The sequence below is a fragment of the Citrobacter sp. Ca225 genome (assembly GCF_030337175.1).
In the GTDB taxonomy this organism is placed as follows: domain Bacteria; phylum Pseudomonadota; class Gammaproteobacteria; order Enterobacterales; family Enterobacteriaceae; genus Citrobacter_A; species Citrobacter_A amalonaticus.
The window spans coordinates 262,349-277,121 of the sequence record NZ_JAOWCD010000078.1; the positions used below are offsets into that span (position 1 = coordinate 262,349).

Here is a 14,773-nt window from a genome sequence, read left to right on the forward strand (position 1 = left end):
CTCTCTAACGCAGGGGCATAACGGGCGCGATGCGTCCGTTATGCCTGGGCGGCGGCGGGTTACTGCCCGCCAGCCACTGCGGAAAATCGCGCAGCGGCATCGGCTTCGCAAATAAAAATCCCTGCAGTAAATCCACACCGTGGCGACGCAGATGCTGCGCCTGCTCCTGCGTTTCAACTCCCTCCGCGACCAGTTCGATATTTAGTCGTTGCCCAAGGGCGATGATGATGTCGGTCACCGTTGAATTGACCGCATCAGTACCAATCGCATGGGTAAAGGACTTATCAATTTTCAGAATGTCAGGGCGCAACTTTTCCAGCCATGACAACGAACTGTTGCCGGTTCCAAAATCATCGATCGCCAGCTTGATGTTTTGCCGTTGCAACGCGTGAACGATTCGGTAATCAACATCCTGCAGCGCATCCCGCTCGGTCAGTTCTATCACCAATTGCTGAATGGGCTGCTGACTGAACCAGTACTGATCGAGATCTTTTAGCAATTCACCCTGCTGAAAATGGCTGGCAGCGACATTAATACCAATATGAAACTGGCTGCTCATGGGGAAAAAATGACGTTGCCGAATGGTTTCCGCTAGCACATAACGCGTCAGTGGTGCGATCTGGTGATGCTCTTCGGCAATCGGGATAAAGACGTCCGGTGAAATCCACCCCTGACGTGGATTATTCCAGCGCAGCAGGATCTCCACCCCCATGCACTGTCCGGTCCGCCCGTTCAGTAGCGGCTGGCAAAAAAGCTCAAATTCGCGCTGTGCCAGCGCGAGGTTAATCTCCCAGGAAAAACTCATTCGACTGGCGGTGGCCAGCCACGCCAGATAGCCCACCAGCAGACTGAGCAATAATGCCAGCGGCAGCTGCGCGGGCAGGGCTTTGAACGCCAGCGCTTCTGCTGCTGGCCCGGTCACGCTAATAGTAAAGGGATAGTGCTGTGAGGTGAGTTGATAGCGTTGCTCATCGTTGAGCGCAGGCAGGCGCTGTACTACGCCGCTCCCGTAAATTAAATGTCGGTTGCCGACTGTCAGGCTGGCAGCGGTAATCTGCGGCTTACGCGGTTCCAGCAGCAGCCTGGTAAGCAGGTCGATATTGATAATCTCCAGTATTCCGTCCTTACCGTCGGGAGAGGCCGGGTACCACTGGACGAGAATCGGGCTGCCTTTAATCAGCAGTGGATCGGTGGACAACAGCAGTTGCGCGTTTGCGGTAGGGAGGTCGGGCTGAAGCTGATGAACCGGGATATTGCGATAGCCAAAGACGCTGGAACAGTACAGTATGCCGCGCTGGACCAGGGCAATTGCGCGTACCGTTTGCAGTCTGGCAGCCTGTTTGCGCAGCGGGAGATGCGTAACGGAGCAGGGAAGGCCAATCAGTGGTAACAGGATATCGCGACCATTCTGCAACGGACGCAGTACTTCATCGAGCGTGGCGACCGCCCTGGAGGCAAAGGTAACGGTGTGGTGGTGATTTAAATTGCGCTGTGAAATAAATCGGACGCCCAGGGTCAGGATGAGCGTAATGAGCGCGCAAAGTATGCACAGGATAAAACGTTTGCGACGATATTTTTTTATGATCCGTTGTGCTGTCTGCATGCGGGCCGCCTGATAACCGTCAGCCACAAAAGCCAACCGTAACAGAGCAAGTGTAGTGGGGAATTGGCGAGCAGACGAGAAAGGGGGCAAAATTTCGCCCATCCGTTGCAGATGGGCGAGGAAAAAGTATTAGCGTCGCTTGCTGAAGTATTTAGTCACACTGAACTTTAATCGCCAGACCACCGCGTGAGGTTTCGCGGTATTTGGCGTTCATATCCTTACCGGTTTCGTACATCGTTTCGATGACTTTATCCAGTGAGACGCGCGGTGCGCTGGTACGACGCATCGCCATCCGTGCGGCATTGATCGCTTTTACAGAGGCAATTGCATTACGTTCAATGCACGGTACCTGCACCTGACCGGCAACCGGGTCGCAGGTCAGCCCCAGGTTATGCTCCATGCCAATTTCAGCGGCGACACACACCTGCTCCGGGCTCGCGCCCAGCAGTTCCGCAAGACCGGCCGCCGCCATTGAGCAAGCCACGCCTACTTCGCCCTGACAGCCGACTTCCGCTCCCGAAATCGAGGCATTCATCTTATACAACGCGCCGATGGCGCCTGCCGCCAGGAAGTAGCGGGTATAAATATCGGGACTGACGGACTCAATAAAGTGATCGTAGTAGGCCAGAACGGCTGGCACGATACCGCACGCGCCATTGGTTGGCGCGGTGACCACCCGACCGCCTGCCGCGTTCTCTTCGTTGACCGCGAGGGCGAACATGTTCACCCAGTCGATCACATTCATCGGGTCGTTAGAGAGCTTATCGCTGGAAACCAACATCCGACGCAGCGCAGAGGCGCGACGCGGAACGCGCAGTGGACCCGGCAACACGCCTTCGGTATTCATACCGCGATCGATACAGGCCTGCATGGTCTGCCAGACGTGACCGAAGTATTCTTCAATCTCTTTTTTGTCGTGCAAGGCCAGTTCGTTCTGCATCGCCAGTCCGGAAAGGGACAGGCCAGTGTTGTTGCAATACTCCAGCAACTCGGTTGCGGATTTGAACGGATAAGGAACGCTTACCTCATTTGCCGCATCCTGACCAAAGTGCTCTTCATCGACGATAAAACCGCCGCCGATGGAGTAGTAGGTTTTGCTGTAAACGACGGCATCGCCGTTATAGGCATGGATCTGCATGCCGTTTTCGTGCAGCGGCAGGTTGCCGTTATGAAAACGCATGCCGTCGTTTTGGGGGAAATCCACTTCGTGCTGACCGTGCGCCAGCAGCAGGCGACCGCGCGCCTCTACGTCGCGGATGAAACCTGGGATACTATCAATATCCACGGTGGCTGGCTCATTGCCTGCCAGACCCATAATAATGGCGATATCGGTGTGGTGACCTTTACCCGTGAGCGACAGTGAACCATACACGTCGACGGCAACACGAGTAACGCTATCCAGTAATCCTTTTTCGACCAGGTCATCGACGAACTGTTTACCCGCCTTCATAGGCCCTACAGTATGGGAAGATGAGGGACCAATCCCCACCTTAAACATGTCGAATAGACTAATCACGATAATACTCCTGACAGGGTGACTGGAAACTTCCAGAAACGATGTAATAACTGCGCATAGTGTAAGAGGGAACGCGGGGATCGGCTTAACTATTCACATGAATTAAACTAATGGGTAACCGCGTTTTTACTAATGTTGTGACGGGAGTTTCAGGTTGTGTCTTCTGCGCGTAAAGATAAGTATAGTCAGGGCTTCACACCAATTTGTAGCGCCAGTTCACGAATAATTCCGGCGGTCATTCCCCAGACGAAATAATGCTCATACCAGGAAAGCCACACGCGATGCGAATCCCCGCGACGCCAGACATCCAGCGGGTGATAGCGGCCTAAATGCAGCGCCTGCGCCAGCGGCATTTCAAAGACGGCGGAAACCTCGTCTTCGCTGGCGCGGTAAGGCAGATTAGGCGGAATAATGCCCACTACCGGCGTGACCTGGAAGCCGGTCACGCTGTCCACCGGCGGCAGCACGCCGATCACATCAACGGCTTCTGGCGGGATTGCCACTTCTTCTTCGGCTTCACGCAGCGCGGCGGCGATGAGAGAGGCGTCGGTGCTGTCAACCGCGCCGCCGGGGAAGGCCACCTGCCCGGCGTGTTTGCGTAAATGCACCGAACGCTGGGTCAAAAGCAGCCCTGGCTGGGGGCGGCGAACCACGGGAATGAGCACGGCGGCCTGGCGCAGGTTCAGCGACTCGCGATTAATCTGCGGGCGCAAAAGTTGGAAGCGCGATAGAAAATCATCCAGCGTCAGGCTCTTGTTTTCCACGTTTCAGTTCTCCAGTTGTTGCAGGATACGATTCACTTTATCAAAGGTTTCCTGATATTCCGCCTGTTCCTCGCTATCGGCAACAATACCGCCGCCAGCGGAACAGTACAGTTGACCGTTCACGGCGGTCAGGGTGCGGATGGTAATGCTGGTATCCATATTGCCGCAGACGCTCAGATAACCGATGCTGCCGCACCAGGCGTTACGACGGTGGGGTTCCAGCTCATCAATAATTTCCATGGCGCGCACTTTCGGTGCCCCGGTAATCGAGCCGCCCGGAAACGCGGCGCGGAGCAGGTCACTGGCATGCCGCGTGGGGGGTAACCGCGCGATCACGGTGCTGACCAGATGATGCACCGCCGGGAAGGGTTCAACCACGAACAGTTCCGGCACCTTCACCGAGCCCGGTACCGCCACGCGACCAATGTCGTTGCGCATCAGATCGACAATCATTACGTTTTCCGCCCGATCCTTTGCTGAGTTCGCCAGTTTCTGCGCCTGTTTCCGGTCTGCCTCTTCCTGCGGCAATCGCGGCAGGGTGCCCTTAATGGGGCGGGTCTGAATGTCGCCATCAGCCAGAAGAATAAACCGTTCAGGCGACAGGCTCAGAATGGCGCCGTCATCCAGGCGTAAAAACGCGCTGAACGGGGCGCGGTTCGCCTGATTGAGCCGCGCGAAGGCCAGCCACTCATCGCCCTGATAAGACGCCTGAAAACGCTGGGCCAGATTGACCTGATAGCAGTCGCCACTGTGCAGATACGCCTGCACCTGGCGGAATTTTTCGCCGTATTGCTCACGCGTCATGTTCGATTGCCAGTCGGTGGTTAACCTGAACGGCACACGCGCAGGAGGTTGCTGGCTTTCCAGCCAGGCGAGTCTGGCGTGGGCGTCCGTGTGGCTGAGTAAGCTCACGGTCTGGCGCTGATGATCGACAATCAGCGCCCAGTCGTAGAGGCCTATCGCCATGTCCGCCAGCGCGATATCCTGCCGGGCATAGCTGGGCAAAGATTCGAAGCGGCGTCCCAGATCGTAGCCAAATAACCCCAGCGCGCCACCCTGGAACGGTAAATCGGCGTTCACTGGCGGCTGAAGATTCAGCGCGGTCAGTGCGCTTTGCAGTACAGCCAGCGGATCGTCATGAGTAAGACGACAGCCTTGCGCATCGCAAATCTGCGTGGTTTCGCCGTGCGTTTTCACGGTGCAAAGCGGATCGGCTACCACAATGTCAAAACGGCTATGCGGGTGATCCGCGTGACCGGAATGCAGCAGCATTGCCCACGGCAGATGGCTTATTGGCGCGAAATACTGTTCGGCGGCGTCCTGACGCCAGGGGAGCGTGATAATAGCGGGAGATAACGTCTTCATTGATCCTGACTGTGCTGGCTATGTTCCGGGTTGCATGAAATAATTAGCGCAGACAATTTAGCAGGAGTTATCGATGTTTGCAGGTTTACCTTCACTCAGTCACGAACAGCAACAGAAAGCGGTTGAGCGTATTCAGGAACTGATGTCACAGGGTATGAGCAGCGGTCAGGCGATTGCGCTGGTGGCCGAAGAGCTGCGCGCCACCCATACCGGTGAGCGGATTGTGGCGCGTTTTGAAGACGAAGACGAGTAGCCCCGGCTTACACCGCGGCGACGATTTTAATCTCAACTTTATATTTCGGGTTCATTAATCCAGCCTGAACCGTGCAGCGTACTGGCGCATGACCGGCCACAACCCAGGCGTCCCAGGCTTTGTTCATCGCTGCGAAATCATGCTTATCGGCAAGGAAAATGGTGGCATCAAGAATGCGTGACTTGTTGCTGCCTTGCTGTTCCAGCGCGGCGTCAATCTGTGCCAGCGTGTTGGCGGTCTGCTCGAAGGCATCGGCATCAAGGTTTGCTGGTACGCCAGTGTAGTAGAGCGTGTTGTTGTGGATCACCACGTCAGACCAACGATCTTCGGCATCAATACGGATGATTGTCATAAAGCCTTCCTCTTTTACGTTCTGCATAAAATGGCAAGACTGCCATATTGTCAGGGCGGCGTCACCTCTTCAACTGGCGTAAGCCGCTGCGGCCTGACATAATCCCTGTTCAAATCAACAGGGGGTAGTGTGACGGACGATTTTGCACCAGAAGGTCAACTGGCTAAAGCGATACCGGGTTTCAAACCGCGCGAACCACAGCGGCAGATGGCGATGGCCGTCGCTCAGTCCATCCAAAAATCACAGCCTCTGGTGGTAGAGGCCGGAACGGGGACAGGGAAAACCTACGCCTATCTGGCACCGGCGCTGCGCGCAAAAAAGAAAGTGATTATCTCGACCGGTTCGAAGGCGTTGCAGGATCAGCTATACAGCCGCGATCTGCCAACGGTGGCTAAAGCGCTGAAGTACACCGGAAGGCTGGCCCTGTTGAAAGGACGTTCAAACTATTTATGCCTGGAGCGCCTTGAACAGCAGGCGCTGGCGGGCGGCGATCTGCCTGTTCAGACCTTAAGCGATGTGATCCTGCTGCGCTCGTGGTCGAATCAGACCGAAGATGGCGACATTAGTACCTGTGTCAGCGTAGCCGAGGATTCTCAGGCCTGGCCGCTGGTCACTAGCACCAACGACAACTGCCTCGGCAGCGACTGCCTGTTGTATAAAGACTGTTTTGTGGTGAAAGCACGTAAAAAGGCGATGGACGCGGACGTGGTAGTGGTGAACCATCACCTGTTTCTGGCCGATATGGTGGTCAAAGAGAGCGGTTTCGGTGAGCTGATCCCGGAGGCGGAGGTGATGATTTTCGATGAAGCTCATCAGCTACCGGACATCGCCAGCCAGTATTTTGGCCAGTCGCTCTCCAGTCGTCAGCTAATGGATTTGGCGAAGGACATCACCATTGCCTATCGTACCGAGCTGAAAGACACCCAGCAGTTACAGAAATGCGCCGACCGTCTGGCGCAAAGCGCGCAGGATTTCCGCTTGCAACTGGGTGAGCCGGGATATCGCGGCAACCTGCGTGAACTGCTGGCCGATCAGCGGGTGCAGCGCGCGTTTTTACTGCTCGATGATACGCTGGAGCTGTGTTACGACGTGGCGAAATTATCCCTTGGACGTTCGGCGTTGCTTGATGCCGCGTTTGAGCGCGCTACGTTGTATCGCGCACGTCTCAAACGGTTGAAAGAGATCAACCAGCCCGGTTATAGCTACTGGTACGAATGTACCTCGCGCAATTTTACCCTCGCGCTGACCCCGCTGACGGTGGCGGACAAGTTCAAAGAGGTGATGGCGCAGAAGCCAGGAAGCTGGATTTTCACCTCGGCAACGCTGTCGGTGAATGATGACCTGCATCACTTTACGGCGCGTCTGGGGATTGAAGAAGCGGAATCAATGCTGTTGCCGAGTCCGTTTGATTACACCCGCCAAGCCCTGCTCTGTGTGCCGCGTAATCTGCCACAAACCAATCAACCGGGCGCGGCGCGACAGCTGGCGGCAATGTTAAGACCGATCATCGAAGCGAACAACGGACGCTGCTTTATGCTCTGTACCTCGCATGCGATGATGCGCGATCTGGCGGAGCAGTTCCGCGCTACCATGACGCTTCCGGTGCTGTTGCAGGGTGAAACCAGCAAAGGCCAACTGCTGCAACAGTTCGTCAGCGCGGGTAACGCATTGCTGGTGGCGACCAGCAGCTTCTGGGAAGGGGTGGACGTGCGCGGCGATACGCTGTCGCTGGTGATCATCGACAAACTGCCGTTTACATCGCCAGACGATCCGCTACTGAAGGCACGGATGGAAGACTGTCGTTTACGTGGCGGCGATCCGTTTGATGAGGTGCAACTGCCCGACGCGGTGATTACGCTGAAGCAGGGCGTCGGTCGTTTGATCCGTGATGCCGATGACCGTGGCGTGTTGGTGATTTGTGACAATCGACTGGTGATGCGACCTTATGGCGCGACGTTTCTTGCCAGCCTGCCGCCGGCGCCGCGCACCCGGGATATCGCCCGTGCTGTGCGATTCCTCGCAATACCATCCTCCGAGTAATTTGTTACGGAGTATGGTAAGATGCGGGCCATTTTATTGATCTAAGCACGAAGACTCATGCGAATTCTGGCTATCGATACCGCCACAGAAGCCTGTTCTGTGGCGCTGTGGAACGACGGTACTCACTCTGCTCATTTTGAGCTTTGCCCACGAGAACATACTCAACGCATCCTGCCGATGGTGCAGGATATCCTTGCCGCTAACGGCACCTCTCTGACTGAACTCAATGCGCTGGCCTACGGGCGCGGGCCGGGCAGTTTTACTGGCGTGCGCATCGGAATTGGCATCGCCCAGGGGCTGGCGTTAGGTGCTGGCCTGCCGATGATCGGCGTCTCCACGCTGGCGACAATGGCGCAGGGCGCATGGCGTAAAACCGGCGCGACTCGCGTTCTGGCGGCCATTGATGCGCGAATGGGCGAGGTCTACTGGGCCGAGTATCAGCGTGATGAAAAGGGCGTCTGGCACGGTGAAGAAACCGAGGCCGTGTTGAAGCCTGAGCAGGTCACCGAGCGCTTACAACAGCTTTCCGGCGAATGGGTGACTGTCGGGACGGGCTGGCCTGCCTGGCCTGAACTTGGCAAAGAGAGCGGACTGGCGCTGCGCGACGGTGACGTCCTGCTGCCCGCCGCGGAAGATATGTTGCCGATCGCCTGCCAGATGTTGGCTGACGGTAAAACCGTGGCGGTCGAACACGCGGAACCGGTTTATTTACGTAACAACGTGGCCTGGAAGAAACTTCCCGGAAAAGAGTGAATCTCAGTAGTATGACCCGTAAAACATCGGGTTAGCCGTTTGAGAAAAGGAGTCGCAGTATGGCGGTTCAAAAACAAGTTGTGAAAGGCCTGCTCGCGGGCGCCATCGCCCTAATGTTAAGCGGGTGCGTCACGGTTCCGGAGGCGATTAAGGGCTCCAGCCCCACGCCGCAGGACGATCTGGTGCGGGTGATGAATGCCCCGCAGCTGTATGTCGGACAGGAAGCGCGCTTTGGCGGTAAAGTGGTGGAGATTCAAAACCAGCAGGGAAAAACCCGTCTGGAAATTGCCACTGTTCCGCTCGATAGCGGGGCGCGGCCGATTCTGGGCGAACCGTCGCGTGGTCGTATATACGCCAATGTGAATGGCTTCCTCGACCCGGTTGATTTCCGGGGGCAACTGGTGACCGTCGTTGGGCCAATTACGGGTACCGTTGAAGGTAAAGTGGGTAGCACGCCGTACAAATTCATGACTATGGACGTGACGGGCTACAAACGCTGGCGGCTTGCCCAGCAGGTGGTGATGCCACCACAACCGATCGACCCGTGGTTCTACGGCGGGAGAGGCTGGCCGTATGGCTATGGCGGTTGGGGATGGTACAACCCAGGTCCTGCACAGGTTCAAACGATCGTCACAGAGTAACGCGTTGTATTATCAGTAAAAGAAACAGCGGCTGGTCCGCTGTTTCTGTTTTATTAACGTCATAACAAAAATAAATAGTGACGCGCTTCGCAACCTTTCAGTTGAGTAATTAATAAACTGGTACGCTGAGTTAATATTATGTTAACGGCTTGTTTATTATCTGGGGTTGAGATGACGACGAACACTCATTTTAGAGGTGATGCAGTGAAGAAGGTTTGGTTAAACCGTTACCCCGCAGATGTGCCTGCGGAGATCAATCCTGACCGTTATCAATCCCTGGTGGAACTGTTTGAACATGCTGTCGCGCGTTATGCCGATCAGCCCGCGTTTATGAACATGGGGGAGGTAATGACCTTCCGCAAGCTGGAGGAGCGTAGCCGCGCCTTCTCAGCTTACCTGCAACAGGGGCTGGGGCTGAAAAAGGGCGACCGCGTCGCGCTGATGATGCCAAACCTGCTGCAATATCCGGTGGCGCTGTTTGGCATTTTGCGTGCCGGGATGATTGTGGTGAACGTCAACCCGCTTTATACCCCGCGTGAACTGGAGCATCAGTTAAACGACAGCGGCGCGGCGGCGATTGTAATTGTCTCCAACTTTGCCCATACCCTGGAAAAGGTGGTAGACAAAACCAGCGTGAAGCACGTCATTCTGACCCGTATGGGCGATCAGCTTTCCACGGCTAAAGGCACGCTGGTGAACTTCGTAGTGAAGTACATCAAACGACTGGTACCGAAATATCATCTGCCGGATGCGATCTCTTTTCGCAGTGCGCTGCACGCCGGGTACCGTATGCAGTATGTTAAACCGGAAGTGGTTTCTGAGGACCTGGCGTTTTTACAGTACACCGGCGGAACGACCGGAGTGGCGAAAGGGGCGATGCTGACGCACCGCAATATGCTGGCTAACCTGGAGCAGGTGAAAGCCACTTACGGACCGCTTTTGCATCCGGGTAAAGAACTGGTGGTGACCGCGTTGCCGCTGTACCACATTTTTGCCCTGACCATGAACTGCCTGCTGTTTATCGAGCTGGGAGGGCAGAACCTGCTGATCACCAACCCGCGCGACATTCCGGGGCTGGTTAAAGAGCTGGCGAAGTATCCGTTTACCGCGATGACCGGCGTGAACACTTTGTTTAACGCCTTGCTGAACAATAAAGAGTTCCAGCAACTGGATTTCTCTTCGTTGCATCTTTCTGCGGGCGGCGGCATGCCAGTGCAACAGGCGGTGGCAGAACGCTGGGTAAAACTGACAGGACAGTATCTGCTTGAAGGGTATGGCCTGACCGAATGCGCGCCGCTGGTCAGCGTTAACCCGCACGATATTGATTATCACAGCGGCAGCATCGGCCTGCCAGTGCCATCGACCGAAGCCAAACTGGTGGACGATGACGACAACGAAGTGTCGCCGGATCAGCCGGGTGAACTGTGCGTGAAAGGGCCGCAGGTGATGCTGGGCTACTGGCAGCGTCCGGACGCGACCGATGAAATCATCAAAGACGGCTGGCTACACACCGGTGATATCGCAGTCATGGACGATGAAGGCTTCCTGCGCATTGTCGATCGTAAGAAAGATATGATTCTGGTCTCCGGCTTTAACGTTTATCCGAACGAGATCGAAGATGTGGTGATGCAGCATCCGGGCGTGCTGGAAGTGGCTGCCGTTGGTGTTCCGTCCGGCAGCAGCGGCGAAGCGGTGAAGATTTTTGTGGTGAAAAAAGAGGCTTCACTCACCGAAGAGGCGCTGGTCACTTTCTGCCGCCGTCAGCTCACGGGCTATAAAGTCCCGAAACTGGTTGAATTCCGCGATGAACTGCCGAAATCAAACGTCGGCAAAATTTTACGTCGAGAATTACGTGACGAAGCCCGTGCCAAAGTGGACAATAAGGGCTGAGCGTTAAGCAACACGTCAAACGCCGGGTGAATCCGGCGTGAGAGTGATCGCGAACCTTATGCCGATACCGGACAAGCCGAGATCACCTTATTAAAAACCAGGAAAATCAATTTATTGATTTTCGGCTGATAACCACAAAGAAGGAAAAACCACGCTTTTTTCTTCTTTGTCAGCAATCTGACGCCGGGTGAATCCGGCGTTTTTTTTGGCGTAAACCGAAGAGAATGCAATTTGAATTACCAAATGATCACCACTGACGACGCGCTGGCGACCCTGTGCGAAGCGGTCCGTGCGTTTCCTGCGATTGCCCTGGATACCGAATTTGTTCGTACCCGCACCTATTATCCGCAACTGGGCCTGATTCAGCTGTTTGACGGCGAACATGTCGCGCTGATTGATCCGCATGGCATTAGCGACTGGTCGCCGCTGAAAGCGATTCTGCGCGATACCGCCATCACCAAGTTTTTGCACGCGGGCAGTGAAGATCTGGAAGTCTTTCTGAATGCGTTTGGCGAACTGCCGCAGCCGCTGATCGATACCCAAATCCTGGCGGCATTTTGTGGTCGTCCCCTGTCGTGGGGTTTTGCATCAATGGTGGAAGAGTACACCGGCGTGGCGCTGGATAAGAGCGAGTCACGTACCGACTGGCTGGCGCGTCCACTGACTGAGCGCCAGTGCGAATACGCGGCAGCCGACGTCTGGTATCTGTTACCGATTGCCGGGAAACTGATGGCGGAAACCGAGGCGGCGGGCTGGTTGCCTGCGGCGCTGGATGAGTGTCGTCTGATGCAAACCCGTCGTCAGGAGATCCTGGCACCGGAAGATGCCTGGCGCGAGATCACCAACGCCTGGCAGCTACGCACGCGTCAACTGGCCTGCCTGCAACTGCTTGCCGACTGGCGTCTGCGTAAAGCGCGTGAGCGCGATCTGGCTGTTAACTTCGTGGTTCGCGAAGAGCACCTGTGGTCCGTGGCGCGCTACATGCCCGGCAGCATGGGCGAACTCGACAGCCTGGGGCTTTCTGGCAGTGAAATTCGCTTCCACGGCAAAACGCTGCTCTCGCTGGTTGCCAAAGCGCAGGCGTTGCCGGAAGAGGCGCTGCCGGAACCGCTGCTGAATCTGATGGATATGCCGGGTTATCGCAAAGCGTTTAAGGCGATCAAGGCGCTGGTGACGGAAGTGAGTACGGAACATCAGGTCAGCGCAGAGCTGCTGGCGTCACGTCGTCAGATCAACCAGCTGCTCAACTGGCACTGGAAGTTAAAGCCGCAGACAACGGAACCTGAACTCATTTCCGGCTGGCGTGCGGCGTTAATGGCGACGAAGCTCAATACACTACTGCAGGAATACCCGCAATAAGCGGCTGTTGCCGGATGTCATTAGCGGCATCCGGCACGATGGTTTTACGACTCTAACACCTTACAAATGGCATCACCGACCTGCTGCGTCGATGCGCTACCTTTCAGATCCGGCGTTTTAGGGCCAGTGGCAATGACGTGCTCAATCGCTGCCAGAATTCCGTCATGCGCGGCGGTGTACTTCGCTTCTCCTGCACCGAGGAAATCCAGCATCATCGCCCCCGCCCAGATGGTCGCAATCGGATTGGCGAGGTTTTTGCCATAAATATCCGGTGCGGAACCATGTACCGGTTCGAACAACGAGGGGAAGTTACGCTCAGGGTTCAGGTTAGCCGAGGGGGCAATGCCAATGGTGCCGGTACAGGCCGGACCGAGATCGGAAAGAATGTCGCCAAACAGATTCGAGGCGACCACCACATCGAAGCGCTCCGGCTGCATCACAAAACGGGCGCAAAGAATATCAATGTGCTGCTTGTCCCAGCGGATATCGGGGTAGTGCTGCGCCATGGCTTCTACGCGTGTATCCCAGAACGGCATACTGATTGCCAGACCATTGGATTTGGTCGCCGACGTCAGCGTCTTACGCGGGCGGCTTTGGGCTAATTCAAACGCATAGCGCAGAATACGATCCACGCCCCGACGGGTGAAAACGGACTCCTGGATGACCACTTCATGCTCAGTGCCTGGGTTGATATGTCCGCCCAGTGAAGAGTATTCCCCTTCAGTGTTTTCACGCACGACGTAGAAATCAATATCGCCAGGCTTCTTGCCGGCCAGCGGGCAGGGCACGCCGGGGAAGAGGCGAACCGGGCGCAGGTTCACATACTGATCGAATTCCCGACGGAATTTCAGCAGCGACCCCCACAGGGAAATATGGTCCGGAACCGTCTCCGGCCAGCCGACGGCGCCAAAGTAAATGGCGTCAAAGGAGGATAACTGTTCGCGCCAGTCATCCGGCATCATTTTCCCGTGCTCAAGGTAATAATCGCAACTGGCCCATTCGAACGTCTCAACGCTGAGCGACAGATCCCAACGTCTGGCGGCGGCCTGCAAAACGCGAATGCCTTCTGGCAGCACTTCCTTACCGATGCCATCACCAGCAATGGCGGCAATACGACAGGTTTTTTTCATACCAGTTCTCACTTGTAGGGTAGCAAAATTGACTTCCTCCTTATCCTATAATTGACTGATCCACAGTTAATCTCCCTAACTGGTGAAACATAAAACACAGATCATGAATAATCCTCCTCTGCTGACTGATTTACGCGTCTTTATGCTGGTCGCCCGTCGGGCGGGATTCGCTGCCGTCGCCCAGGAACTGGGGGTCTCACCCGCCTATGTCAGTAAACGCATTGCGCTGCTTGAACAGAACCTGAATGTGGTTCTGCTGCACCGCACCACGCGTCGCGTCACCATTACGGAAGAGGGTGAGCGCATCTATGAATGGGCGCAGCGTATTCTGCATGATGTCGATCAGATGATGGATGAACTCTCTGATGTCCGGCAGGTTCCGCAAGGGATGCTGCGCATCATCAGTAGTTTTGGTTTTGGTCGACAGGTGGTGGCTCCTGCGCTGTCCGCCCTGGCAAGACAGTATCCGCAACTGGAGTTGCGCTTTGATGTGGAAGACCGGCTGGTGGATTTAGCCAATGAAGGTGTCGATCTCGATATCCGTATTGGCGACGACATTGCGCCAAATTTGATCGCCCGCAAGCTGGGAACGAACTACCGAATCCTTTGTGCATCGCCGTCGTTCCTGGCACAGCACGGTACGCCAAAACAGCTTGCCGATCTTGCTACCTGTTCCTGCTTAGTGATCAAAGAGCGTGACCATCCCTTTGGGATCTGGCAATTGCAGAATAAAGAGGGGGAGCACGCCATTAAGGTGACCGGGCCGCTGTCATCGAATCATGGTGAGATTGTGCATCAGTGGTGTCTGGACGGACAGGGGATTGCGCTGCGCTCCTGGTGGGATGTCTGCGATAACATTGCCAGCGGTCATCTGGTGCATGTCCTGCCGGAGTATTACCAACCGGCCAATATCTGGGCGGTGTATGTTTCGCGACTGGCGACGTCAGCCAAAGTGCGTATTACGGTGGAATTCTTACGCCACTATTTTGCCGAGCGCTATCCGGCATTCTCACTGAAATAAAGCGGGGGATAAGCGCTTCCCTTGGACTGGTGCATCCGTTAGCATATTGTTTCGCAGTTAAGCGAAAAAGTGGTTTCAGGAAGAAG

General features: G+C 55.7%; 13 protein-coding genes. 7 read left to right on the forward strand and 6 right to left on the reverse strand.

The window, feature by feature from the left end; genetic code table 11:
- Positions 1 to 4: 4 nt before the first annotated feature.
- The 4 genes from pdeD to pabB form a co-directional block, all read right to left on the reverse strand.
- Positions 5 to 1,603 (reverse strand): cyclic di-3',5'-guanosine monophosphate phosphodiesterase PdeD, encoded by a 1,599-nt coding sequence (gene pdeD / locus OGW13_RS13965; protein WP_287116228.1) that lies wholly within the window; start codon positions 1,601 to 1,603, stop codon positions 5 to 7.
- A 151-nt stretch (positions 1,604 to 1,754) separates the two neighbouring features.
- Positions 1,755 to 3,119, reverse strand: a complete 1,365-nt coding sequence (sdaA, locus tag OGW13_RS13970; protein ID WP_044257644.1) for an L-serine ammonia-lyase — start codon at positions 3,117 to 3,119, stop codon at positions 1,755 to 1,757.
- A gap of 185 nt (positions 3,120 to 3,304) precedes the next feature.
- Positions 3,305 to 3,883 (reverse strand): CoA pyrophosphatase, encoded by a 579-nt coding sequence (locus OGW13_RS13975; protein WP_043000411.1) that lies wholly within the window; start codon positions 3,881 to 3,883, stop codon positions 3,305 to 3,307.
- A 3-nt stretch (positions 3,884 to 3,886) separates the two neighbouring features.
- Positions 3,887 to 5,248: an aminodeoxychorismate synthase component 1 gene (gene pabB, locus OGW13_RS13980; RefSeq protein ID WP_287116229.1), complete on the reverse strand. Its 1,362-nt coding sequence runs from the start codon at positions 5,246 to 5,248 to the stop codon at positions 3,887 to 3,889.
- A 73-nt stretch (positions 5,249 to 5,321) separates the two neighbouring features.
- On the opposite strand from pabB, the gene OGW13_RS13985 reads away from it, so the two are divergent.
- Complete coding sequence (locus OGW13_RS13985) at positions 5,322 to 5,501, forward strand: YoaH family protein (protein ID WP_043000413.1); 180 nt, start codon at positions 5,322 to 5,324, stop codon at positions 5,499 to 5,501.
- Between the two features lie 7 nt (positions 5,502 to 5,508).
- Here OGW13_RS13985 and OGW13_RS13990 read toward each other — a convergent pair whose 3' ends face one another.
- Complete coding sequence (locus tag OGW13_RS13990; RefSeq protein WP_043000414.1) at positions 5,509 to 5,853, reverse strand: RidA family protein; 345 nt, start codon at positions 5,851 to 5,853, stop codon at positions 5,509 to 5,511.
- Positions 5,854 to 5,982: 129 nt separating this feature from the next.
- On the opposite strand from OGW13_RS13990, the gene yoaA reads away from it, so the two are divergent.
- From yoaA to rnd, 5 genes are all read left to right on the forward strand, one after another.
- Complete coding sequence (gene yoaA / locus OGW13_RS13995) at positions 5,983 to 7,893, forward strand: DNA repair helicase YoaA (RefSeq protein WP_287116230.1); 1,911 nt, start codon at positions 5,983 to 5,985, stop codon at positions 7,891 to 7,893.
- Between the two features lie 57 nt (positions 7,894 to 7,950).
- On the forward strand, positions 7,951 to 8,646 hold the full coding sequence (tsaB, locus tag OGW13_RS14000; protein ID WP_061077780.1) for a tRNA (adenosine(37)-N6)-threonylcarbamoyltransferase complex dimerization subunit type 1 TsaB: 696 nt from the start codon (positions 7,951 to 7,953) through the stop codon (positions 8,644 to 8,646).
- Between the two features lie 59 nt (positions 8,647 to 8,705).
- A complete protein-coding gene (locus OGW13_RS14005) occupies positions 8,706 to 9,287 on the forward strand; it encodes a Slp/YeaY family lipoprotein (protein WP_044264737.1) in 582 nt (193 codons plus the stop codon).
- 204 nt (positions 9,288 to 9,491) lie between these two features.
- Entirely contained in the window at positions 9,492 to 11,177 is a 1,686-nt protein-coding gene (gene fadD / locus OGW13_RS14010; protein ID WP_061070023.1) for a long-chain-fatty-acid--CoA ligase FadD, read from the forward strand.
- A gap of 231 nt (positions 11,178 to 11,408) precedes the next feature.
- Positions 11,409 to 12,536, forward strand: a complete 1,128-nt coding sequence (gene rnd / locus OGW13_RS14015; RefSeq protein ID WP_081048514.1) for a ribonuclease D — start codon at positions 11,409 to 11,411, stop codon at positions 12,534 to 12,536.
- 44 nt (positions 12,537 to 12,580) lie between these two features.
- Here rnd and OGW13_RS14020 read toward each other — a convergent pair whose 3' ends face one another.
- On the reverse strand, positions 12,581 to 13,666 hold the full coding sequence (locus OGW13_RS14020) for a tartrate dehydrogenase (protein WP_043000420.1): 1,086 nt from the start codon (positions 13,664 to 13,666) through the stop codon (positions 12,581 to 12,583).
- A gap of 103 nt (positions 13,667 to 13,769) precedes the next feature.
- Between OGW13_RS14020 and OGW13_RS14025 the strand changes: the two genes are divergently transcribed.
- Entirely contained in the window at positions 13,770 to 14,687 is a 918-nt protein-coding gene (locus OGW13_RS14025) for a LysR substrate-binding domain-containing protein (protein ID WP_044257651.1), read from the forward strand.
- The last annotated feature ends 86 nt before the right edge of the window (positions 14,688 to 14,773 follow it).